The organism is Pectinatus frisingensis, assembly GCF_015732285.1.
In the GTDB taxonomy this organism is placed as follows: Bacteria; Bacillota; Negativicutes; order Selenomonadales; family Selenomonadaceae; genus Pectinatus; species Pectinatus frisingensis.
Map to the genome: position 1 here is coordinate 43,182 of NZ_WIQU01000014.1, position 23,542 is coordinate 66,723.

The 23,542-nt window shown below is 37.5% G+C and carries 23 protein-coding genes and 1 other annotated feature; of the genes, 18 read left to right on the forward strand and 5 right to left on the reverse strand.

Annotation, left to right across the window (positions count from 1 at the left end):
* Nucleotides 1–60: 60 nt before the first annotated feature.
* Entirely contained in the window at nt 61–741 is a 681-nt protein-coding gene (locus I6751_RS01465) for a hypothetical protein (RefSeq protein ID WP_196590191.1), read from the reverse strand.
* A 348-nt stretch (nt 742–1,089) separates the two neighbouring features.
* Between I6751_RS01465 and I6751_RS01470 the strand changes: the two genes are divergently transcribed.
* A complete protein-coding gene (locus I6751_RS01470) occupies nt 1,090–2,181 on the forward strand; it encodes an MGDG synthase family glycosyltransferase (protein ID WP_196590190.1) in 1,092 nt (363 codons plus the stop codon).
* 142 nt (nt 2,182–2,323) lie between these two features.
* Here I6751_RS01470 and I6751_RS01475 read toward each other — a convergent pair whose 3' ends face one another.
* Nucleotides 2,324–2,731, reverse strand: a complete 408-nt coding sequence (locus I6751_RS01475) for an Lrp/AsnC family transcriptional regulator (RefSeq protein WP_196590188.1) — start codon at nt 2,729–2,731, stop codon at nt 2,324–2,326.
* 214 nt (nt 2,732–2,945) lie between these two features.
* On the opposite strand from I6751_RS01475, the gene I6751_RS01480 reads away from it, so the two are divergent.
* Nucleotides 2,946–4,112 (forward strand): MFS transporter, encoded by a 1,167-nt coding sequence (locus tag I6751_RS01480; RefSeq protein WP_196598970.1) that lies wholly within the window; start codon nt 2,946–2,948, stop codon nt 4,110–4,112.
* A gap of 419 nt (nt 4,113–4,531) precedes the next feature.
* On the opposite strand, the gene alr is transcribed toward I6751_RS01480, so the two are convergent.
* A complete protein-coding gene (gene alr, locus I6751_RS01485; RefSeq protein WP_268233956.1) occupies nt 4,532–5,710 on the reverse strand; it encodes an alanine racemase in 1,179 nt (392 codons plus the stop codon).
* 453 nt (nt 5,711–6,163) lie between these two features.
* On the opposite strand from alr, the gene I6751_RS01490 reads away from it, so the two are divergent.
* Nucleotides 6,164–7,960: a sensor domain-containing diguanylate cyclase gene (locus tag I6751_RS01490; protein WP_196590185.1), complete on the forward strand. Its 1,797-nt coding sequence runs from the start codon at nt 6,164–6,166 to the stop codon at nt 7,958–7,960.
* On the opposite strand, the gene panB is transcribed toward I6751_RS01490, so the two are convergent.
* Nucleotides 7,952–8,788: a 3-methyl-2-oxobutanoate hydroxymethyltransferase gene (gene panB / locus I6751_RS01495; protein WP_196590260.1), complete on the reverse strand. Its 837-nt coding sequence runs from the start codon at nt 8,786–8,788 to the stop codon at nt 7,952–7,954. The two genes, I6751_RS01490 and panB, sit on opposite strands and share 9 nt — an antisense overlap.
* Complete coding sequence (locus I6751_RS01500) at nt 8,781–9,671, reverse strand: Rossmann-like and DUF2520 domain-containing protein (RefSeq protein ID WP_196590184.1); 891 nt, start codon at nt 9,669–9,671, stop codon at nt 8,781–8,783. The genes panB and I6751_RS01500 overlap by 8 nt, the downstream gene beginning before the upstream one ends.
* Nucleotides 9,672–10,156: 485 nt before the next feature.
* Between I6751_RS01500 and I6751_RS01505 the strand changes: the two genes are divergently transcribed.
* The 15 genes from I6751_RS01505 (at nt 10,157) to mnmM (ending at nt 23,542) form a co-directional block, all read left to right on the forward strand.
* On the forward strand, nt 10,157–10,843 hold the full coding sequence (locus I6751_RS01505; protein WP_182187914.1) for a TVP38/TMEM64 family protein: 687 nt from the start codon (nt 10,157–10,159) through the stop codon (nt 10,841–10,843).
* 93 nt (nt 10,844–10,936) lie between these two features.
* Nucleotides 10,937–11,725: a 4-hydroxy-tetrahydrodipicolinate reductase gene (dapB, locus tag I6751_RS01510; RefSeq protein ID WP_182187913.1), complete on the forward strand. Its 789-nt coding sequence runs from the start codon at nt 10,937–10,939 to the stop codon at nt 11,723–11,725.
* A gap of 13 nt (nt 11,726–11,738) precedes the next feature.
* Nucleotides 11,739–12,770, forward strand: coding sequence for an aspartate-semialdehyde dehydrogenase (locus I6751_RS01515; RefSeq protein ID WP_196590182.1), 1,032 nt, complete (start codon nt 11,739–11,741; stop codon nt 12,768–12,770).
* A 43-nt stretch (nt 12,771–12,813) separates the two neighbouring features.
* Nucleotides 12,814–13,032, forward strand: a binding site (T-box leader).
* Between the two features lie 61 nt (nt 13,033–13,093).
* Nucleotides 13,094–15,004, forward strand: coding sequence for a threonine--tRNA ligase (gene thrS / locus I6751_RS01520; RefSeq protein ID WP_196590181.1), 1,911 nt, complete (start codon nt 13,094–13,096; stop codon nt 15,002–15,004).
* 278 nt (nt 15,005–15,282) lie between these two features.
* Nucleotides 15,283–15,684, forward strand: coding sequence for an Asp23/Gls24 family envelope stress response protein (locus I6751_RS01525; protein ID WP_182187910.1), 402 nt, complete (start codon nt 15,283–15,285; stop codon nt 15,682–15,684).
* A 15-nt stretch (nt 15,685–15,699) separates the two neighbouring features.
* Entirely contained in the window at nt 15,700–16,272 is a 573-nt protein-coding gene (gene amaP, locus I6751_RS01530; RefSeq protein WP_196590179.1) for an alkaline shock response membrane anchor protein AmaP, read from the forward strand.
* Between the two features lie 25 nt (nt 16,273–16,297).
* Nucleotides 16,298–16,558 carry a DUF2273 domain-containing protein gene (locus tag I6751_RS01535; RefSeq protein WP_196590178.1) on the forward strand — a complete coding sequence of 87 codons (261 nt, stop codon included), beginning with the start codon at nt 16,298–16,300 and terminating at the stop codon, nt 16,556–16,558.
* A gap of 19 nt (nt 16,559–16,577) precedes the next feature.
* A complete protein-coding gene (gene nusB / locus I6751_RS01540) occupies nt 16,578–16,982 on the forward strand; it encodes a transcription antitermination factor NusB (protein WP_182187907.1) in 405 nt (134 codons plus the stop codon).
* 48 nt (nt 16,983–17,030) lie between these two features.
* A complete protein-coding gene (xseA, locus tag I6751_RS01545) occupies nt 17,031–18,263 on the forward strand; it encodes an exodeoxyribonuclease VII large subunit (protein WP_196590176.1) in 1,233 nt (410 codons plus the stop codon).
* Nucleotides 18,238–18,489, forward strand: a complete 252-nt coding sequence (gene xseB, locus I6751_RS01550; protein ID WP_182187905.1) for an exodeoxyribonuclease VII small subunit — start codon at nt 18,238–18,240, stop codon at nt 18,487–18,489. Before xseA ends, xseB begins: the two co-directional genes overlap by 26 nt.
* A complete protein-coding gene (locus tag I6751_RS01555; protein ID WP_182187904.1) occupies nt 18,482–19,357 on the forward strand; it encodes a polyprenyl synthetase family protein in 876 nt (291 codons plus the stop codon). The genes xseB and I6751_RS01555 overlap by 8 nt, the downstream gene beginning before the upstream one ends.
* Before the next feature lie 13 nt (nt 19,358–19,370).
* Entirely contained in the window at nt 19,371–21,245 is a 1,875-nt protein-coding gene (gene dxs / locus I6751_RS01560) for a 1-deoxy-D-xylulose-5-phosphate synthase (protein ID WP_196590174.1), read from the forward strand.
* Between the two features lie 29 nt (nt 21,246–21,274).
* Nucleotides 21,275–22,096, forward strand: a complete 822-nt coding sequence (locus I6751_RS01565; RefSeq protein ID WP_196590172.1) for a TlyA family RNA methyltransferase — start codon at nt 21,275–21,277, stop codon at nt 22,094–22,096.
* 38 nt (nt 22,097–22,134) lie between these two features.
* Nucleotides 22,135–23,001 (forward strand): NAD(+)/NADH kinase, encoded by an 867-nt coding sequence (locus I6751_RS01570; protein ID WP_196590170.1) that lies wholly within the window; start codon nt 22,135–22,137, stop codon nt 22,999–23,001.
* Nucleotides 22,985–23,542, forward strand: a complete 558-nt coding sequence (gene mnmM / locus I6751_RS01575; RefSeq protein WP_196590168.1) for a tRNA 5-(aminomethyl)-2-thiouridylate-methyltransferase MnmM — start codon at nt 22,985–22,987, stop codon at nt 23,540–23,542. Before I6751_RS01570 ends, mnmM begins: the two co-directional genes overlap by 17 nt.

The window sequence follows — 23,542 nt, forward strand, 5'->3', positions numbered from 1 at the left end:
GCCTGTTATATCTTTGACCAATGATCAGTACATCAGTCCAAGGATATCTGCCGCCATTTATTACAAGAAACTTTTGACAGCATTAAAAGCCACACTGCCGCCGTTAAGAGAAGTATGCAAGAACAATGTACCTTCTTGTGTGCTCACACTGTCTATGTTTATTGCATCCACAAGACTACTGTCCATTATTGTAACATCTTTTAATGATGACTGATCGATAAATGGTTTAAAATTAATTATTAAATTATTACCATCAACATCAGTAGTAATTCCATATTCATTGCCATTAAGCGGATTACCGAACAATTTTACCAAAAGTCCCGCACTTACTCGGGAAAATATCCATGAAGTCAATGGACGACCCACAAGTTCTTTTTTCTGGATATGAACTGTCATTGAAGATATATCCCTATTTTGGACAAACTGCGTTATTGTCCCTTCCAGCTTTACTTTACCTGATGCCTTGCTGTCAATATTTACCTCAATTAGATTGTCCGGATGAATCAAAACTTCCAGGCTGCTTATATCCGGATAATTGGTCACAGCCGACTGGACATAGCTATCAACCATCGATTGCGGTACCGCTACAATTCCACTTTCCAATTGACTAAAGGTTTGTGAATCCCAAGTATCCTTGATAATTTTTTCTGAATTATCGTCAATAAAGCCAAAGGCAAATACTGACTGTGTAAACAAAAGCGACAATAAGGAACATACTAAAAAAATTCTATTAAATCTCACCCACAAGCACCTCTATTAAAATCAATTCTGCCGCCTGACGGCATCTTCACTGTATTATACATTTTTTCCCATTAGGTGAAAAGGATAAAATTTCACGGAATTACTGAATTTACAATAATTATCATTAAAAATAATAAAATAACAAAATAACCACTCGCTGCTATCCACACCATAGGCATATCTTTTGCAATCAATTATCAAAAAATCAGTCACAATTAACATATATAATACAATTTTAGCAAAATCTTAACATTAGTTATTCTCGCAGCCATATACTGCAAGTAAAAAATATAGTATGATAAAAACATAGCATATTTAGAATTCATTTAATGATATGAGGTGATTATTATGACGAATGTTTTGATATTAACTGCATCCGTAGGAAACGGTCACAATCAGGTTGCTTTAAATCTGCAGCATAAACTTACTGCTGCCAATTGTAATGTAAATACTGTTGATTTTCTCCAAGCATCTTCCTATGATTTAAATAATTTATTTTGTAATGTATATCAGAGGATATTACAATATAAACCTGATTTTTTTCGTTCAATATGCCATGTCAGTGAAAATAATCGGCTCAACAATATAAAATATCTTATTGGAAAAATGAACCGGCATATAATCCACCGACTCGCAAAAAAATATCATCCTGATTGTATTGTCTGCACACATTTTTTTCCGCTGGCAGCGGCTGCCTCCTGCAAAGAAAAATATCATTTACCTTTCAAATTGGTCGGCATCGTAACGGATTATACAGTACACCCTGTCTGGCAAATAGACTCCGTCGACACATATTTTTTAGCACATCCGTCTCTTGTCGGGCAATTTCCCGTTGATTTCAATCCAGCCTGCCAGATTATTCCCACAGGAATTCCCGTAGGTACAGAATTTACCCCTGTCTATCCTCCCGCCATATCAAATAATATCCTGATTATGACCAGCAATCAAACACAACAGAATATATCCTGTTTAATAAATACAGCCGTGCGGCTCCCATCGACAATTTCAGTAACTTTTATAACCGGCAATAATAAACAATACTATTCCCAGCTAAAAGAACTGTCCACATACCACAAAAATTTTACTGTAATCGGATTTACAAAACATGTGGCTTTTTATATGAAAAAATGTGACCTTCTTATCACTAAACCCGGTGGTGCCACATTGTCGGAAGCGCTGGCTGTCGGCATACCGCTCATAATTTCATCACCTATCCCCGGTATAGAAGAGGCCAATGCACGTTTCATTGAAACAAATGGTTTGGGATTTTGGGCTCATGAAACTGCACAGCTTCCAGCATTAATTAAGGACCTGCTGCATAATCCCGATAAACGCCGTCTTATCCGCCAAAAAATGCTTAATCTAAAAATCTCGGGGGCCGCTGAGAAGATACAGCAAGAATTACTCGGCAGACTTTTAAAAAAAGACAAAGTCGCCTAATGTATATTTTGAACCTTCCAGAAAAACCGGCAATTATTTAAAAATATTATATATTTTTCATAAAAGGGAACGTCTGATTGATTATCTTACGGTATATCGATCAGGCGTCCTTTTTTACATTACCGGGCTGAATAAATTATATTTATTTAATTTTTTCAATCGAAATACTAACCTGATATGTACCATATATTGATAATTTATTCAAAAAATCTAACAGCTCAACTTGATTATTATATACTAAATTAATCAAATATCCACCTTCACCACTTATCTGGTAAGCACTAAGAACTTTATCATTATTTCTCAAAAATCTTTTTAATTGCTGATGTGATGTTGTTTTCATAAATAATGTTACAAATGATTTTGTCTTCTTTAAAAAATCATCACCGGTTATTATAGTAAATTGTTTTATTACTTTATCTGCGACCAGCTTATTTAATCTGTTTTTTACAGCAGGAGCAGTTAAGTGAACTTTTTCACTTATGCTTTTCATAGAAGCTCTGGAGTTTTCCCTTAATAATTCTATGATTTTTAAGTCCAAGTCATCCAAGCTACACACCTCTCCATTATTTATAAAAATATTATACCACTTTTATATATCAAATTCTGCAACTATTATTATTTCATAAACGAATGTATCACGCAGTAAAATTTGTCCATCTAAAGTTTTTATTACACTATAATTATATTATAAATTCAAATCCTGCGTATAAAAATTTTAAAACTTCCCCAAAATATTATTTTAATAAAATCAGGTGGTTTTCTTGAAAAAGTCTTTTTGGACAAAAACTTATATACAAAATATTGTCATAAATTTTTTAGTGTATACAATTTCATACCAAATGATGCAATATTCAACTATTTATTCTATGAAATATTTTAATACTACAGTGAGTGAAGCTGGTATGGCATCAGGAATATTCATAATAGGAAGTTTGATTTCCCGTTTTATTTCTGGATTTTATATAAATATTATCGGGCGTAAAAAGACAATCTTAATAGGTGCCATAATCTATTCAATAGGAATAATACTATATTTTGCGGCAATTAGTTACAATATGTTTATCATAGTAAGATTTTTTCATGGCGTTGGGTTTGGAATCATTACTATTGCCTCTAGTGTATTAGCAGCTGTGATCATTCCAAGATCAAAAAAAGGGGAAGGTATTGGATACTTTACTTTAAGCATGACCTTGGCATCAGCTTTTGGACCGTTTATCATTTTAACGCTTATCAATAAAGAAATTTTTTCTGTTGGACTATATATTGCTGCTTTAATGTCTATAATAATTATTGCCCTTACTATTTTCGTGAAAATTCCAGAAAATCATTCTACACTAAAGTGTAATGATTCACAATTAAGCAAATCTATTAGCCATTTTATTTCTAAACAAACTTTGCCAATTGGATTTATTGGTTTTTTATCCGGAATTTGTTTTTCTTCAGTACTGAGTTATATAGGAATATATGCCAAAATGATTGGATTAGCTGATGCTGCGGGAATATATTTTATTGTTTATGGGATAGCTTCATTTATAAGCCGTCCTATTATTGGTAAATTGTTTGATAGATGTGGCAGTAATATCATAATGTATCCGGCTTTGATTTTAATAATTATATCTATGTTTCTGACTGGTATTGCTCATACTGAAAGTGTGTTATTATTAAGTGCTTTTTTAATAGGAACAGCAAATGCAGGTATCACAGCAGGAGGACATACTATTGCTATAAATAAAGTTTCACCAAATGAAATAGGTACTTCGACAGCTACTTTTTATGCATTACTTGAACTAGGGTATGGTATTGGTCCTATTATATTGGGAAATACTGTTTTCATGTATGGAATTCGCAGCTTATATTTTTCGGCTATGGTTGTAGGAGTAATTGGAATGATATCTTATAGTATATTATCAGGTAAATTTAACCATTAATCATATTTAATGTTTTAATAAAATTTTTCTTCCAATTCTGCCATGATATGAAAAAATATTATAAGCATTATTAATATGGATAAACCAGTAGAGACTGTGGGAAGATATTGGTTTAGGAGATCTACTGGCATAATAATACATCTCTTTTTTAAGTAAATTTAATTCCCATATACATGTGCTTTATTTTATTTCATATATATTATATCGTTAAATTATTATTGTTAATATTGTATTAATAATATAGGCCGTTTATACTTCAAAGCAATACTTCAAAAAACATCAGTCTTAAAAATAGTGCTTTATTTTCTCTCAAAAGATACTGTATTTTTTTTGTGATAATAAAAATGGGGCTGCGTGCAGCGGCCCCTTAAGCATAGGATCAAATGATATTGCGCCTCAGCCGGGTAATTTTATAAAAATTACTCTATCGGCAAAAGATAGTTTCGATAAAACTTTGGCCTGCCATCGCATAAATACACCCGTGGTAATCGCCGTGCCATCATACAGACTATTTCATAGTTTATCGTACCGAGTTTTTCAGCTATTTCGTCAGCAGTTATCACAGCCCTGCCCTGGGAACCGAACAATACTGCTTCATCACCGCTATGAACATTTTTTATCCCGCTTATATCCACCATACATTGATCCATGCAAATATTTCCTACAACAGGTGCTTTTTGTCCATGAATCAAAACATCTGCCTTTCCCGAAAGCATACGAGTATAACCATCGGCATAACCGATTGGTAAAGTAGCTATCATACACTCCTTGTCAGCAATAAATTTTCGGCCATAACTGACACTGCTGCCCTTAGGCAGCTTTTTTATATGGGTAATACGGCATTTAAATGACATTACCGGTTTCAAAGCTGTTCTACTTATATCTACTTCACTTGACGGTGCCAGTCCATAAATAATTATACCGGCACGAACCATATCCCAATGATAATGGGGTAAGTCAAGAATAGCCGCACTATTGGCGCAATGATGTACATTTATTTTTACCCCTTCTTCTTCAAGACGGGTACAGACATATTTGAAACGTTTATATTGTTCATTGGTAAAACTTTTATCCTTGCTGTCAGCTGTGGCAAAATGTGTAAAAATGCCTTCCATGACGATACCCGGTAACTTACTGATACGTCTTATCTCCTGTATACTGGTTTCATTAGGCTGATAACCGATACGTCCCATGCCGCTGTCAATCTTTATATGCAGCCGTACATTGCGATGCTGTCGTACCGCCTCATCAGAAAAAGCTTTAGCCATATCATAATCAAATATTGGAATATCTATGCCATATAAAACGACCAAGTCAGCCTGCTCGGGGAACACTGTGCCGAGGATCAAAATAGGTGCCGTTATATTGTGCTGACGCAATTCTATCGCTTCATCAAGTTCTGCCACGGCCAGCCGGTCAGCACCATTTTGCAATACTACTTTGGCCGTTTCACAGGAACCATGCCCATAGGCATTTGCCTTTATAACCGCAGTCACCTGAGCCTTTTCAGCAGTAAGGCGGCGAATTTCGCGCATGTTTTGCGCCAATACATCTAAATCGACTTCCACCCAGGCCGGCCGAATTTTTGTTATATCCACAAGTATTCCCTCTTTATAAAATTTTATTTGGCAACGCCATAAAATAATTATTACATTCAGACATTACGCTTTAAATTGTAGCAGACATATCAATAAAACAAAAGCCTGCCAGTCAAATTTATCTATTTATTTTGTCTTAAATGCTCAATTTTTTTATGTATTCTATAAAATCTATGAATGATTGTTTTGTGTCGTGCTGACTGATATTAATTGAATACTATTTTAGCTTTTCCTATTTTATGAATATTTTGATAAACATACACACAGTAAATGTTTTATAATAGTGATAGTCAATATATTGCATACCTTAAAATTACATTTACCTCATGCTATTTATTGATTAAATTATACTTTACTAACAGACTTTCTCTCTATATAATTTATGTTATAGAATATGCATATAAATTAATAATCATTATGTATTAATTTTGTATATAAAGAAGTGAAAATCAAATGAAAAATTTTATAATTTCAGACAAAATAATAACAGAATGGCAGGAAATTTTAAATTTAATTGTCAGCATCAGCGGAGTCAAAGCAGGTCTAATCATGCATATAAATGGAGATTACCTGGAGGTACTCACAAAAAATACCAACAAAACCAGTCCCTATCTCATAGGCGAAAAAAATCATTTGAAAGACTCCGGTCTTTATTGCGAAACAGTCATAAAAAAACAGGAAATGCTACTCGTCGATAATGCATTAAAATCGGATAAATGGAATCACAATCCTGATCTGCAATATAATATGATTGCCTATTTAGGTTTTCCTATACGGGATTCTGATGGCACTCCATTTGGCACAATCTGTATTCTCGATAACAAAGAAAACCATTTCCCCCCCAATATTATCAAATTAATGGAAAAAATGCGCGATCTGCTGGAAAAAAATCTAATAATAGAAAATAAGTTTATAAATATGAAACATCTGGCAGATAATTCACTAATGCATAAGGTAATTGACAATATTCCCACATCAATATGTCTAAGTCTGCTTTCACCCAAATACAGGATATTATATGTCAACCAACATTTTAAACAAACTTTTGGTGAATTTACAAGTGACATAATGTCATTATCTGATTGGTTCAGTAAAAATAATTCTGATGACGCAGAACAAACCAATTATTATATATGGAAAAAGGTTGTGCATGAGGCAGTAAGCAATCCGGGTACTCCAACTAATCCTTGTGAAATGAACTTGGTTTCTCCTGATTTTTCACTCCGCCGCACATTAATTATCGCAGTGGTTCTTGATAAGATATTATTGACTTCACTTATCGACTTATCCAGAATCACTTATCTGCAGAATGATTTTTCGATAAGTGAAACTAACAATGAACTTTTATATGACAACTCGTTGGATGTAATCTGGACATTAAATAAAAATAGTAATTTAACTTATGTCAGTCCAACCGTCAGAAATATAACCGGCTATACTGTGGACGAGTGTCTTAAATCATCTATCAAAAATATGTTTGCTGAAAGCTCGTGGGAAATCATACAAAAAATTTTAACTGAGATATATTCTAATATAAATGCCAATAAATCAGCTCATGTTTATCGCCAGGAAGTACAGATAAAACGTAAAGGCAACAGTTTATTCTGGGGCGAGCTTACTATGAATTCAGTTTATGACAGCAATGGGAAATTTATCGAACTTGTCGGTGTAACACGTGATATAAGCATGCGCCGAAAATTTGAAAATCAACTTATTCACTTGGCAACACATGATATACTTACTGATCTGCCCAATGCCAGGCTGAGCAGTGAACGGCTTTCCACCGCTTTAAGTATGTCCAAACGTTATAATAGACTTGTCGCCGTAATGTTCATGGATTTAAATCTTTTTAAAAAGATAAATGACAATTATGGTCATTCAGCCGGCAATGCTGCTCTTAAACATTTTGCTGCAGTCCTGCGCAGTTCCATATGTGAAACGGATACAGCAGCCCGTATTGGCGGTGATGAATTTCTGGTAGTTGCGGTTAATCTGCAAACACGAAATTCTGCCGCAAAAATTGCCGAAAAAATATTGAAAACCATTTCAGAACCATTTATAACAGATGGCCATTACCTAAAACTCAGTGCCAGTATCGGCATTACTTTATATCCGTCTGACGGTAAAAACGTTGAACAATTGATTAACCTGGCCGATTCGGCAATGTACGAAGCGAAAAAACAAGGTCATAATAAATATAAATTTGCTGATGAGATTCATAAACAACGGCAATCATTATTATCAATATAACTTTTCCAAAACTGTTTCATCAATTTTAAAAGTGTGCTTCTTTTCAGGGAATTGTCCGTTTTGCACTTCTGCGGCATAGTTATTAAGTGCCTTTGTGATGCTTGTCTTTAAATCAGCATATTTCTTTACAAATTTGGGTGTAAAATCACTGTACATTCCTAATACATCATTTACAACAAGAATCTGTCCATCACAATATCGTCCGGCACCTATTCCGATAGTAGGTACTTTGACCCGTTCAGTTATTATTTGTGCAAGCTTTTCCGGTACCGCTTCTAATACAATGCTAAAAACGCCTGCTTGTTCCAAAGCCATAGCATCATCTATAAGCTTCTGTGCAGCAGCTGTTTCTTTTCCCTGTACTTTAAACCCACCCATGATATTTATCGACTGAGGTGTCAAGCCAATATGCCCCATAACTGGTATCTGTGCATTGACAACAGCCTGTACTGTCTGCACCATACGCTGTCCGCCTTCCAATTTCACTGCATCTGCACTGCCCTCTTGGATCAACCTGCCGGCATTGCGTATGGCATCTTCACTATTGACCTGATAAGACAAAAACGGTAAATCGGCAACTATCAAAGCTCTATGTACCCCACGGGAAACACAACGGGAATGATAAACCATATCTTCCATTGTCACTTTTAGTGTTGATTTATTACCCTGCATGACCATACCGAGTGAGTCACCAACAAGAATACTGTCTATGCCGCTGCCATCGACAATTTGTGCCATTGAATAGTCATATGCAGTCAGCATAGTTATTTTTTTACCGGTCTGTTTGGCATCAAAAAACGATTGCGTCGTAAATTTATCTTTATTCATCATAGTTCTCCTTTTTTAATAAGCATTTTAATTCTTGGGCATCAGACAGTGTAATTCTTTTATTTTCTGCCATTTTTATTGTTGCTATAGTCAAAATACGATATAACTCAGTTTTTTCCGGCAAATATTTTTTAATACTGTCATATTGCGCTGCTACTGTCCCCGCATCATTGCGGACTATTGGTCCCGTCAACGCTTTAACTGTGCCATATCGTTTTATGTTGTCCAGTGTTCCCTCTATAAGTGGAGCAACTGCTGAAAACACAGCTTTCTTATCAATACCTGCTGTTTCTATACATTGCATGCCAAAATCAAGTAATGTAACCAGATAATTGGATATTACTGTAGCTCCGGTATGGTATAGGGCTTTTTGCCGTACAGTTATTTGTCCATAATCGGCATCAGCAGCATTCAAAATCTCCTGTATTACCAACAGTGCTTGTGCTGTTCCCTCAATAGTAAAAAATGTTTTTTCAAGAAATTTTGCACTGATTTGTGGATCACTAAAACTTTGTAATGGATGAATACTGCCTACTGCCCCTCCGGCAATTTTAATATTTTTCAGACATTCGCTGCTATGAGCTCCGCTCGTATGCAGCCATACTTTGCAGCGCCACGTTTTCCGCCGTAACAGCGCAGCGATCTGAGCATCAACATCCGGTAATGCATCATCATTCACAGTTATAAAAATAATATCACAGCCGGCAGTCAGTTCATCAGGTGATATATAAGCTGTACTTTGTGTCAAGTTTGCAGCATTGTTGGCAGATTCAAATGATCTGCTGTAATATCCGGCAACAGTCAGACAATGCTTTTTTAAATATATCCCCAATGATTTACCAACCTTTCCAGCTCCGATAAATCCTATATTTATAAATATCAACTCCTTAAAAAATAAAAAATGCCTTTTTCACCCGAATACATCGTCGCAACAAAGGCTGATGCATTTTTAAATGAAAAAGACATTATTATTCCTAATGCAATATGTGTCAGTCTTTGTCCCGCAAGGATCAAAGCATAATATAAAATAATGGACATAACAGGTGTTTTTAATCTGTCGCACGAATGGTATCAGTTTCGTAAAATACAGTTTCCGCAATGATAAGCATATTGCATATTCATAAATTGACTATATTACGTGTGACACTTCTATAATACTATAATCATTGTGCAGTTCCCCACAGAGATACTACCAATACACTGAGTATAAAACATAACCGGCTCATTTGCAATATAATCCGATAAAGCCAACCAATTCTACTGTCGAAAATTTTCATTTTGTAAATCTGCTATAATATATTACTGTAATGAAAATCAATTTATGATAAAATAAGGCCGTAAACAAATTAATCTGAGGAGTACTACTAATTGAAAGCAGAAACAAAAGTAAAGTTTTTAGGTTATGGGCTGCTCATTATTTTAATTGGCAGTGTGTATGTCCTGGCACCGGATTTTTATAACAATATTTTCTATCTGGCCGTCAATGGCAATATGGAGGAAATAGCCGCCTACATTGATTCATTCGGCACACTGGCTATTTTCCTTGGATTTATGCTGGTATTGCTCGTTAATATTGTCGGCCTGCCATCTATATTTATAATCACGGCCAATGGTTTATTGTTTGGTCCTGCTATCGGCATAATGATTTCCTGGATTGCTGAAAGCATCGGCGTAGTGATAGGTTTCTGGTTAATGCGTACTATTCTCCGTCCCACAGCTGAAAAACTTATTCATAAAAGTTCTAAACTAAGCAAAATCGATGATTTCAGCGGTGAAAGCGGGTTCAAGCTCATGCTGGTGTTACGGTCACTGCCTTATTTTCCCTCCGGTGTACTCACAGCCTTTGGTGCCATAAGTAAAATATCAACCAAAGATTATGCTCTTTCCAGTTTTATCGGCAAATTGCCGGCAACTGCTCTCGAAGTTATGATCGGCCATGATATCTTCACCTACAACCAGAACTTAGAACGTTTGTTCATAGTAATTATATTAGCTATAATAGTTTATGGCGGCATTTGGTATTTCAATAAAAAACACATTCGTAATAAAAAATAATACTTTCATGGTTATTCTATTGATTTTATTTATATTTTTAGTATAATAAAGCAAGACATTATACAATGTTACAATCTATTAGGAGGTAATCTTTTGATCAAAGTTATAGTTAACGGTGCCCGCGGCAAAATGGGCCGTGCCGTTCTGACTGCTGTAACTGCCGACAAGGACTTAGAGTTAGTCGGTGCCGTTGATGTCACTGGTGGAATGGATATCGGTGATCTCATCGGAGCAGCAAAAACCGGTATCATTGTCGACAGTGATTTGCAACGGGTAATCACTACTGTGAACCCTGATGTAATGGTTGATTTTACACGTCCCGATGCAGTTTTTAATAATGCCTGCCAGGCACTTGAAAATCATGTTTGTCCTGTCATTGGTACAACCGGACTATCAGATGAAGCTAAGGATAAGCTTAATGAAATAGCTTTAAAATATAATACTCCGGCTTTTATTGCGGCAAATTTTGCTATTGGTGCCGTGCTCATGATGATAATGGCCAAGAAAGCCGCCAAGTATCTCCCTAATGTCGAAATAATCGAATTACATCATGACCAAAAGCTTGATGCTCCCTCCGGGACGGCAATCACCACCGCTGAAATGATCAGTGAAGTACGCAAACCAATGAAACAAGGCAATCCCAATGAAACAGAAAAATTAAAAGGCGCGCGCGGTGCACAATTAAACGGCATTCCAATTCATAGTGTACGTCTGCCCGGTTACGTAGCTCATCAGGAAGTAATCTTCGGCGGTCTCGGTCAGACACTCACTATACGCCATGATTCTATTGACCGTACTTCCTTTATGCCGGGGGTTTTGCTGGCATGTAAAAAAGTAATTCATTTAAAAGGCTTAGTCCGCAACCTCGACAAAATAATGTAACGGAGGAATATACATGAAAAAATACAACGTTGCTATTTTAGGAGCAACCGGTGCTGTAGGGCAGGAATTTTTAAAACTCATAGAAGAACGGCATTTCCCTTTTGCTAAACTTAGATTACTGGCTTCCAAACGTTCTGCCGGCAAAAAAATAACTTTTATGGGTAAGGAATACACTGTTGAAGAAGCAACCGATAATTCCTTTGAAAATATTCAGATTGCCTTGTTTGCCGGTGGTGCCGCCAGTAAAACTTTTGCCCCGGCTGCTGTAAAAGCAGGCGCAGTCGTCATTGATAACTCCAGTGCATTTCGCATGGATCCCGATGTACCGCTTATCGTCCCGGAAGTCAATCCTGAATTTATCAAAGAACATAAAGGTATAATAGCCAATCCTAACTGCTCAACAATAATCATGGTAATGGCACTTAAACCGCTGTACGACCGCTCAAAAATCAAGCGTATAGTAGTCTCTACCTATCAGGCTGTTTCTGGCGGCGGTAAAGAGGCAATGGCCGAACTGCAGCAGCAAACAAAAGACATTGTCGCCGGCAATCCGGTTAAAGCAGAGATTTTGCCGGGAGCAGCATTTCCAAAACATTACCAGATTGCTTTCAATCTCATTCCGCAAATTGATGTATTTAAGGAAAATTTGTACACCAAAGAAGAAATGAAGATGATCAATGAAACCCATAAAATTCTAAATGATGATTCTATCGGCATTACTGCAACGACCATACGTGTACCGGTCTTTAGAAGTCATGCTGAATCGATCAACATCGAATTTACCGACGAAATAAGTGTTGTTGAGGCAAAAGAATTACTGTCTGCTTTTCCTGGTGTGACTGTCCAGGATAACCCGTCCGAAATGGATTATCCAATGCCGCTTATGACTTCTGGCAAAAACAATGTATATGTCGGTCGAATAAGAAAAGATTATTCCATTAAAAATGCCCTCAATATTTGGGTGGTTGGTGACCAAATAAGAAAAGGTGCAGCACTTAATGCTTTACAAATAGCCGAATATATGATTGATAATGATATAAATTAAGGACCACTTGACACCGCTATTTTTAATGCTATAATGAATTTTATCAAAAGTAATGCGAAAGACATGATTGTCAGGATATTATCATTCAGAGAGAGACGCATTTGCTGTGAGCGTTTTAAGATAATCTTAGCAATTACCACTTTCAAACTGTATAGCAGAATTTTAGTATGCTATATCGGCCGTCACCGTTACAGACTTAATTAAGGAATCGCTCTTATAGCGGTAATCAGGGTGGAACCACGAATATAACCTCGTCCCTGTATGGATTTTTCCATGCAGGGACGGGGTTTTGTTTTTTTACTAACAATAGGAGGGCATTTATAATGATAAAAATCAAGTTAAAAGATGGTAAAGTATGCGAAATAGAAAAGGGCACTACAGCATTGACTTTCTTAAAATCCTTAAGTAATAGTCTGGCTAAAAAAGCACTTTCAGTTAAAATCAATGGCGTTAATTCTGATTTAATGACACCATTAAATAATGACTGTTCTATCGATTTCATGACTTTTGAAGATGCGGCCGGACGCTGGGCACTGCGTCACAGTGCTTCACATGTCCTGGCTCAGGCGATCAAGCGTATTTATGGTGAAAAAAATGTCCAATTGGCTATTGGTCCGGCCATTGATAATGGTTTTTATTATGACATTGACATGCAAAAACAGCTTAGTCAATCTGATTTAGATAAGATTCAAAAAGAAATGGAAAAAATCGTCAAAGAAAACCTGCCTATTGAACGCAGAGAAGTAAAGCGTGAAGATGCCATAAAATTATTTGAAGCCAAGGGTGAAAAATATAAAGTTCAACTAATAAAAGATCTACCGGAAGATGTTCTTATCACACTTTATACACAAGGAGAATTCACAGATCTTTGTGCCGGCCCCCATCTTGTTTCGACCGGCAAAATCAAAGCTCTTAAATTGCAAAATGTTACCGGTGCTTATTGGCGCGGCAATGCAAAAAATAAAATGCTGCAGCGCATTTACGGAACAGCCTTTGAAAAGAAAACGGACCTCGATGCTTATCTTAATATGCTCGAAGAAGCTGCTAAACGAGATCACAGAAAATTAGGCAAAGAACTCGATTTGTTCAGTCTGCATGAAGAAGGTCCTGGTTTCCCATTCTTTCATCCCAATGGTATGATTATAAGAAATGAGCTAATTAATTACTGGCGTTCTGTTCATCGCCGCTATGGTTATCAAGAAATAAAAACACCGATGATATTGAATCGTCAGCTTTGGGAACAGTCTGGGCATTGGGATCATTACAAAGAAAATATGTATTTCACTAAGATAGATGGTGAAGACTATGCAATAAAACCAATGAACTGCCCAGGCGGCATGCTCGTTTACAAAACCCAACCCCATAGTTACCGGGAGCTGCCGCTTAGAATGGCTGAATTGGGACTTGTCCATCGTCATGAATTATCCGGAGCTCTGCATGGACTTATGCGTGTGCGCAACTTCACGCAAGATGATGCCCATATCTTTGCTCTTCCCTCACAGATCGAAGGTGAAATTCAAAGTATAATCGACTTATTCGATGAAATATACAGTACATTTGGCCTATCATATCATGCCGAACTCAGCACTCGTCCGGAAAACTCCATGGGTTCTGATGACGTATGGGAAAAATCGACTGCTGCTTTGCGCAATGCACTTGAAAACCGTGGGTTAAAATATGTTGTCAATGAAGGTGATGGCGCTTTTTACGGTCCAAAAATAGATTTTCATCTAATGGACTCACTGGGCCGTACTTGGCAATGCGGCACAATACAGCTTGATATGTTGATGCCGGAAAAATTTGACCTTACCTATACCGGTGAAGATGGACAAAAACATCGTCCTGTCATGATGCACCGTGTTGTATATGGCAGTATCGAACGTTTTATCGGCATATTGATTGAACACTACGCCGGAGTTTTTCCTGTATGGCTTGCACCAATACAGGCGAAAATTCTGCCGGTTACTGACAAACATGCCGATTATGCCTTTGCCTTGAAAAAGAAAATGTTTGACTTGGGTTTACGTGTCGAAGTGGATGATCGCAATGAAAAAGTCGGTTATAAAATGCGTGAATGCCAAGTCAAAAAGGTTCCATATATATTGGTAGTCGGTGACAAAGAATTAGCTGAAAATACCGTATCAGTCAGGAAACACGGTGAACAAGCCACCAACGCCATGCCTGCTAATCAATTCATCAGCCTGCTGCAAAAGCAAATTGCTGATAAGGCTTGACGCTCCTGTTTAAATTCTCATAATATTACTTATAAAAAATTATGCTGTCTGCCGGCATAATAGGCTGCCGCATAAACAACATTACCTCATAAGGATGCAACCCGTTACAATTCCTTTATCCGTCCTTAAAAAGACGAATAAAAGAGGCTCAATATTGCATATTTACGAACAAAATGTTTATGTGCGGCAGCTTTTTTTCATTTATAAATAATTTGTATAATAATACAATGTTTGATATAATGATAGAAAATCATTCATGAGCTAAAGGAGAGATAATAATGGATACTGCTACAGATAAAAAAACTAAATCAACCGCTCTCGGTTCTATTCGTATAGCCGATGAAGTAGTGAGCATCATCGCCGGTCTCGCCGCGACAGAAATCGAAGGTATTGCCGGTATGAGCGGTGGATTAGTTGGCGGCATCGCCGAAATGCTCGGTAGAAAAAATTTTTCTAAGGGTGTCAAAGTCGAAGTAGGCGAACAGGAGGCTGCCGTAGATTTATATCTGATCGTAAAATACGGTGTCCGTATACCCGATATTGCCCTGAATGTGCAGGAAAATGTGAAAAAAGCCATTGAAACGATGACAGGACTGCATGTTGTTGAAGTCAATATTCATGTTCAGGGTGTAGGGTTTCCACCTGAAGAACAAAAGGAAGAAGTCGTCCGGGTCCGCTAAGGAAGAGGTTTTCTAATGGGGATTATCAATAGATTTTTATTGTTTTTTTATACATTATTTTTCGCCTTACTTTCTTTAGGCTTAATTGTTTTATGCACAGGTATCATCCCGATAGATGATTTGTGGAATAATGTATTATATATGCTCGGCCGTTTTGAAACTATTGGTGCAGCCGTTGTCGTATTTTTGCTTAGTATTGAACTAATGGGTAATTGTTTTTCCGGCAAAAAAGGCAGTGATTTAGGCAATGAAGGTATTATCGTACATGGCAATAACGGTGATGTGCATATCACTAAAAATGCAGTTCTCGACGTCACTAACAGATTATGTCACAATATGCCCGGTGTTTACGATACAAAAATAAAAGTAAAATTTTTTAAAAAAGCCAATCACATTGAAATGAGCACACAATTAAAAATAAGACTGATAATAGGCCAAGAATATGATGCCATCAGAATGTCTGACGAATTGCAAAAAAATATCAAAGATCAACTGTCTTCGTATATGTCTTTGAATGATGTTGCAATTGATATCATTGTCGACAGTGTATCTGATAGCAACAGCGCAAAAAAAAGGCGCGTAGTTTAAAACAGTAATTAATATGGAGTAAATTATGGAAAACTTTTCTTGGAAAAAGTATATAAAAGACCTATGGAATAACAATCCCGGAAAAATTTCCGGGGTTATCCTGGGTTTTGTATTCAGTTTATCCATCTTGATTTTTGGTTTTTTTAAAACTATATTTGTTTTGTTTTTTGTTGGGGCAGGACTGTTTATCGGTAACAAAATAGATAAAAAAGATGATTTATTTGAAACTGCGGAAGATATTCTTGATCACATTCAAAAATTTATTCCGCCGATATTTCGTCGTTAAAAAGGAGAATTTTTCATTTATGAGTCGCAGGCAATCACGCTGCGCAGCTTTGCAAACTTTATTCCAGCTTGATTTAAATACCGGCCTCGATAAAGAATCTGCTGTCAATGCTGTCTTAACCACAATAAAGGCTTTAAAAGACTCCGACTCCGCTTATATGCAGGAAATTGTCAGCGGAGTAATTGATAATCAATTATATATTGACGAAGCAATCAGTTCTGTTTCAGGGGACTGGCATTTGGATAGGATGCCAGCCGTGGACAGAAATATCTTGCGTATTGCCGTTTATGAACTTAAGTTTGGCGATAAGGATTTGACTCCTAAGATAGTCATAAATGAAGCTGTCGAACTGGCCAAGCAATTTGGAACAGACGATTCAAGCCGTTTTATTAACGGTGTCTTAGGGTCAATTGTCAAAAAGTAATCAAAGCCGGGCAAAAGCCCGGCTTTTTTCTTAAAAGGAATTAATTTGATGACTATTTATAATGTCAGTGAGATAAATACTTATATAAAAGAACTTTTCAGCACAGATAACAATTTACGCAAAGTGATGATCCGTGGTGAAATATCCAATTTTAAATTCCACTCTTCCGGTCATTGCTACCTTACGCTTAAAGACGAGCATGCTGCATTGCGGGCAGTTATTTTTCGTCGTTTTGCGCAAAAATTACGCTTCAGACCAGAAAATGGCATGAAAGTCATTGCCTGCGGCAGCATCAGCGTCTATGACCGTGACGGGACTTATCAATTATACATAGAACAGCTGGTACCGGATGGTATCGGTGATTTAAATCTTTATTATGAACAACTGAAAAATAAACTTACTTTAGAGGGATTGTTTAATCCCGAACATAAAAGATCATTACCTATTTACCCCAAAACCATTGGCATCATTACTTCCAAAACAGGCGCTGTACTGCATGACATATACAATGTAGCGTCTCAGCGCAATCCTGCGGTAAAGTTGCTGCTTTATCCTGTAATGGTGCAGGGTGATGGTTCTGCCGAGCAAATTGTCAAGGCACTGCAATACTTTGACTGCCATTATGATCTTTGTGACGTTCTTATCATTGGCCGCGGCGGTGGCTCTATGGAAGATTTATGGTCTTTTAACGATGAACGAGTTGTCAGGGCAGTTTATGCTGCAAAATTACCTATAGTTTCTGCTGTCGGTCATGAAACAGACTATACTCTTACCGATTTTGCCAGTGATGTACGTGCTTCTACACCATCACACGCAGCACAGTTATGCGTTCCCTCCCGTGAAGAACTTCTAAAAAAAATATATTTATTACAAACTAATTTATCCAATGTTATTGAAAATTATCTTGCCAGCTGTCATACCCGCCTTAACAACTGTCGTAATAACAAACTTTTCAATGATACGTACTCTCCTTTAGGTGATAGTTGGCAACAACTTGACTTACTTATCAGCCAGCTCAATAATGCTGTAAATCATCAATTTACTGATAAGCAACACATAATTACTGTATTATCTGAAAAATTGGCTCTGCTCAATCCGGAGACTGCTTTGCAAAGAGGTTATTCAATGGTTTACCGTGGCAATACTGTTATAACTTCCACTGACCAATTAGCTAAAAATGACTTGCTGCAAATTGTACTTTCTGACGGACAAGTATCCGCCACTGTCAATGCTTTAAAAAAGAAAGGTGAGCATTATGCCAAAAAAGAAACAAACATTTGAGGATTCGATAAACAAGCTGGAAATATTAGTTCATGATATGGAAACAAATAAACTTACTCTTAATGATTTAGTAAAAAAATATAAGGAAAGTACTGCTCTCATTCAATTTTGCCGTCAAGAACTGGACAGTGCCGATAAGACTATCTGTAAACTGCTGGAAATTAACGCTGATGGTACCACAACATCTTTAAACCTTGAGACAAAGGAGAATATCTCCAATGAATAAATATATTGCCCACAGAATCGAACTTATCAATAATACATTGTCTGATTTGTATCCAGCTGATGCTGCCTTAAACAAAATATTAGCACAGTCAATGAACTACAGTCTGACTGCCGGCGGTAAAAGATTACGTCCGCTGATGCTGATGGCAGCTGCCGATGCGATAGGAGATAACGGTGAAAAATACAACCGCATTGCCTGCGCTTTAGAGCTTATTCACACCTATTCACTTATCCATGACGATTTACCCGCCATGGATAATGATGACTATCGCCGCGGCAAGCTCACCAATCACAAAGTATATGGTGATGGCATGGCAGTCCTGGCTGGTGATGCTCTTTTGACCATGGCCTTTGATGTCATAGCTTCAAATCCCGATATCAAATCGGAGCACCTGTTAAAAGTAGTTCAAGAAATCAGCTATGCCGCAGGTCCGCAAGGAATGGTCGGCGGTCAGGCAATAGATTTATTGTCTGAAAACAAGAATATAAGTTTAACCGAGCTGCGCCAATTACACTCAGCAAAAACCGGAGCATTATTTCGCGCTGCGGTTCGTTCCGGAGCTATTTTAGCGCAGGCTTCTGCTGTTCAATTAGCCGCTCTTACTAAATATGCAGAAGAATTTGGTCTTGCCTTTCAAATCACTGATGATATACTTGATATCATTGGAGATGACAAAAAAACTGGCAAACCAACCGGTAGTGATATTAAAAACCACAAATCAACTTATGTGTCTTTATTATCATTATCTGAAGCCAAACACTTAGCTCAAACTTCAATAGAAAATGCTGTCACTGCCCTAACCATATTTGGTGACAACGCACAATTTTTAAAAACCTTAGTAAAAAACCTTCTGGATAGACAAAGTTAAGGGAAGTGATTTTTTGAATATATTAGAACAGCTTAATACTCCCGATGATTTAAAATTATTACTGCCTAAACAACTACTACAGCTTGCCGAAGAAATACGCAGTTTAATTATTGATACAGTATCAAAAAACGGCGGCCATCTGGCTCCAAGCCTCGGTACGGTGGAATTAACAATAGCTTTATACAAAATTTTTGACTTTCCCACTGATAAACTCGTCTGGGATGTCGGGCATCAAGCTTATACCCACAAAATTCTTTCCGGACGACGTGATCAATTTTCTACTTTACGTCAAAAAGGCGGCCTGACCGGTTTTCCCAAGAGAAGTGAAAGCCCTTATGATGCCTTTGGAGTCGGCCATGCCAGCACTTCTATTTCGGCAGCCTTAGGCATGGCAGCGGCCAGAGACATTGATGGCGGACGCTTTAAGGTAATCGCTGTAATTGGTGATGGCGCCATGAGCGGCGGAGAAGCTTTCGAAGCATTAAACAATGTCGGCGCATTGAAAAAAGACATGCTCATCATACTAAACGATAACGAAATGTCTATTTCTAAAAATGTTGGTGCGCTATCATCATATTTTTCCCAGATTCGCACTAATCCGGAATATACCCGGGTAAAAAAAGACATAGGCAGCCTTATTGCCCGTCTGCCTAAAGTAGGACAGACTTTTTATAAAACGGCTGAAATACTAAAGGACAGTGTAAAAAATGCTTTTATTGCCGGCGGCTTATTCGAAGAAATGGGAATATCATATATTGGCCCGGTTGACGGCAATAACCTGCCTAATCTGATAACAATACTGCAACGTATAAAAAATATACACGGCCCTGTCATGCTGCATATACTCACTAAAAAGGGAAAAGGATATCCACCCGCTGAAAAGCATCCAGATAAATTCCACGGCATAGGCCGCTTTGATATTGAAACCGGTCAATCTGTCAGCAAACCTTCATCCATCCCCACTTACACGCAAATATTCAGTAATACGTTATTAAAAATAGCTTCTGATGACAAAGATATTGTAGCAATAACAGCTGCTATGCCCGGCGGCACGGGTCTCAGTGCTTTTGCTCGTCAATATCCCGAACGATTTTTTGATGTTGGTATTGCGGAAGAACATGCTTTAACTATGGCTGCCGGATTAGCTTCTGCTGGGAAAAAACCAGTTGTAGCTCTTTATTCAACATTTGCCCAGCGTGGCTATGATCAGATTTTACATGATATTTGTCTTCAAAATCTGCCTGTAACGATCTGTTTAGACAGAGCCGGTCTTGTCGGTGAGGATGGTCCCACACATCATGGTGTATTTGATTATTCTTTTCTGCGCAATATTCCCGGTATCACACTAATGGCACCACAAGACGAAAATGAACTTCAGCACATGCTCTACACAGCCATAGAACATAATGGTCCGATCGTGCTCCGCTACCCTCGCGGCCAAGCTTGTGGAATACCAATGGACGTCAGTCTGCATCATCTTCCTATAGGGTTCGGTAAAATACTCAGTGACAGCGGAGAATATGCTATCATTGCAATTGGTTCGATGGTCTGTCCGGCATTAAAAGCCGCTGAGATACTGCGCAGCGACAATATTTTGTGTAGTGTAATCAATGCGCGCTTCATAAAACCACTTGACAAAGCGTTGCTCATTACTCTGGCACAAACCAAAAAATATCTTATTACTGTTGAAGAAAACGTGCTGGCCGGCGGATTTGGTTCAGCTGTACTGGAAGTGTTATCCCAAAACAATATTTCTCCAGGCAAAATAACCTGTCTGGGATTACCTGATAAATTTATTCCTCAAGGTCCACGTGATGAACTTCTCCGCGATTACGGTCTTACTGCCGGAGAAATAGCAAAAACAATAAAAAATCTGGTCAATCATTAGCATAATTGATTACGATATGGAGCAGTTGGATGAAAAAACAACGATTAGATATAGTTTTAGTTGAAAAAGGACTGTTCTCAAGCAGAGAACGGGCTAAAGCTTCGATCATGGAAGGGCTGGTTCTGGTCAACGAACAAAAAATAGATAAGGCCGGAGCACCGGTCGACCCAGATCTGCCCATACGTCTATTAGGCGACAGCATCAAATATGTGAGTCGGGGCGGTCTCAAGCTGGAAAAAGCGATGAAAACTTTTTCTCTCGATTTAAAAGATAAAATTTGTATTGATATAGGTGCATCTACCGGTGGTTTCACTGATTGCGCCCTAAAAAACGGTGCGAAAAAAGTTTTTGCCATCGATGTTGGATACGGACAGCTTGCCTGGTCACTCAGAACTGATAAACGCGTGATAAATATGGAACGCACCAATATCCGTTTTGTAAAACCTGAAACTCTTGGTGAATATGCTGATTTTGCTTCTATCGACGTAGCTTTCATTTCACTTGAAAAAGTATTGCCGGTTGCAAAAACTTTATTAAAACCCACCGGTGAAATAGCGGCATTAATAAAACCACAATTTGAGGCTGGCCGGGAACATGTCGGTAAAAAGGGGGTCGTACGAGATCCACTTATCCACACGGCTGTGATAAGAAAAATAGTCGATTTATCGGTACAAATCGGGTTTATCATCAAAAACATAACTTACTCACCGATAAAGGGACCCGAAGGCAATATTGAATATCTCATCCACCTTGGTTGTGACAATTCAACCGACAGTATTAATATTACTGATGAAGTCATTCATGAAATTGTTCATATAGCTCACACTGAATTAGATAAAAACCAACATTAAATTTGTTTATGTAATTTCTATAATATTGAGGCCAAAATATGAGAATAGGTATTTTCCCTAATTGCAAAAAAAAAGACAGCAAAAAAATTTTAGATAAAGTCATAGCTTTTCTCACTGAACGTCATTCTGACATATTTATCCCTTTAAATATGGCTAAACTTTTTGGTTATGAGATCTTCGCCACCGACAATATCTTAAAAACCAACATCGATGTCGGGCTTAGTATCGGCGGTGACGGTACATTACTGGGAGTATGCCGTCTGCTGGCACCACATAATATTCCTGTCTGCGGTGTAAACATCGGCAATCTTGGATTTTTAGCCGACATCGAAGTCAGTGAACTTACCAATAAATTGCAAAAAATATTAACCGGTAATTATAAAATTGAACAACGTCTGATGCTGGCCGGTTATCTAAAGAAAGATAATGCATTGAAACTGGCTGGTTATGCTGTAAATGATATTGTACTCACCAGCACCGGTGTTGCCCGCATGATAGGACTTGAATTGGAACTTGACTCTTATAAAGTAGCTGACTATCGGGCCGACGGCCTTATCGTTTCAACAGCCACCGGTTCAACTGCCTATTCTTTATCCGCCGGCGGACCAATAATCAATCCTAAAGTAAAAGTTCTTTTGGTAACACCAATTTGTCCGCACACTTTTTATGTGCGTCCAATGATAATAAATGAAACTGAGCAGATCAATATCACAGTTAAAAACACCAGTCAGCAGGTTAGTTTGACTTTTGACGGGCAGGATATCTGCCCAATCGGACCAGATGAACAAGTGATGATCTGTAAAGCTCCTTTTATGGCTAAAATAATAAAATTTGATGATAAAAATTATTATAAAATTTTATTAAATAAATTGATTCGGAGCGATACTAATGCAGACAATCAGTAATGCTATCCAAATAAATCATTGTCTGCTGAAAACAGTACTGCAAAATGCCAAATTGGTAATTGATGCTACCTGCGGCAATGGCTCAGATACACTTTTTCTTGCTGAAAATTCTCCCGTAGCAAAAATTTATGCCTTTGATATACAGCCAGCAGCTGTTGAAAATACCAAACAACAGACACTGCCTTATAAAAACAAAATCACTTATATCTGCGATTCACACAGTAATGTAAAAAAGTACATTAAACAGATACCAATTGATGTAGCTGTTTTTAATCTTGGCTACCTGCCCGGTGCACCACATCTGATAATGACACATACTAAAACGACCTTGGAAACGCTTGACATAATGAGACAACTTCTAAAAACCAACGGCATAATTTCCATTACGGCCTACCCGGGACATGCAGAAGGGAAACGGGAATATAACGCCTTACTCAACTATACTAAAGCCATGGATAAACATACTTATACCGTCGGTTGGTATCAATTACACAATCATATCGATGCACCAGCACTATGCTGGATAGAAAAACAGGGGTGA

Bases quoted from the DNA above. Each gene is read 5' to 3' on its own strand.
- I6751_RS01470 (WP_196590190.1), top strand. From the start codon at position 1,090: ATGACGAATGTTTTGATATTAACTGCATCCGTAGGAAACGGTCACAAT.
- I6751_RS01490 (WP_196590185.1), top strand. From the start codon at position 6,164: ATGAAAAATTTTATAATTTCAGACAAAATAATAACAGAATGGCAGGAA.
- panB (WP_196590260.1), bottom strand. From the start codon at position 8,788: ATGAATAAAGATAAATTTACGACGCAATCGTTTTTTGATGCCAAACAG.
- I6751_RS01515 (WP_196590182.1), top strand. From the start codon at position 11,739: ATGAAAAAATACAACGTTGCTATTTTAGGAGCAACCGGTGCTGTAGGG.
- thrS (WP_196590181.1), top strand. From the start codon at position 13,094: ATGATAAAAATCAAGTTAAAAGATGGTAAAGTATGCGAAATAGAAAAG.
- I6751_RS01525 (WP_182187910.1), top strand. From the start codon at position 15,283: ATGGATACTGCTACAGATAAAAAAACTAAATCAACCGCTCTCGGTTCT.
- amaP (WP_196590179.1), top strand. From the start codon at position 15,700: ATGGGGATTATCAATAGATTTTTATTGTTTTTTTATACATTATTTTTC.
- I6751_RS01535 (WP_196590178.1), top strand. From the start codon at position 16,298: ATGGAAAACTTTTCTTGGAAAAAGTATATAAAAGACCTATGGAATAAC.
- nusB (WP_182187907.1), top strand. From the start codon at position 16,578: ATGAGTCGCAGGCAATCACGCTGCGCAGCTTTGCAAACTTTATTCCAG.
- xseA (WP_196590176.1), top strand. From the start codon at position 17,031: ATGACTATTTATAATGTCAGTGAGATAAATACTTATATAAAAGAACTT.
- xseB (WP_182187905.1), top strand. From the start codon at position 18,238: ATGCCAAAAAAGAAACAAACATTTGAGGATTCGATAAACAAGCTGGAA.
- I6751_RS01555 (WP_182187904.1), top strand. From the start codon at position 18,482: ATGAATAAATATATTGCCCACAGAATCGAACTTATCAATAATACATTG.
- I6751_RS01565 (WP_196590172.1), top strand. From the start codon at position 21,275: ATGAAAAAACAACGATTAGATATAGTTTTAGTTGAAAAAGGACTGTTC.
- I6751_RS01570 (WP_196590170.1), top strand. From the start codon at position 22,135: ATGAGAATAGGTATTTTCCCTAATTGCAAAAAAAAAGACAGCAAAAAA.
- mnmM (WP_196590168.1), top strand. From the start codon at position 22,985: ATGCAGACAATCAGTAATGCTATCCAAATAAATCATTGTCTGCTGAAA.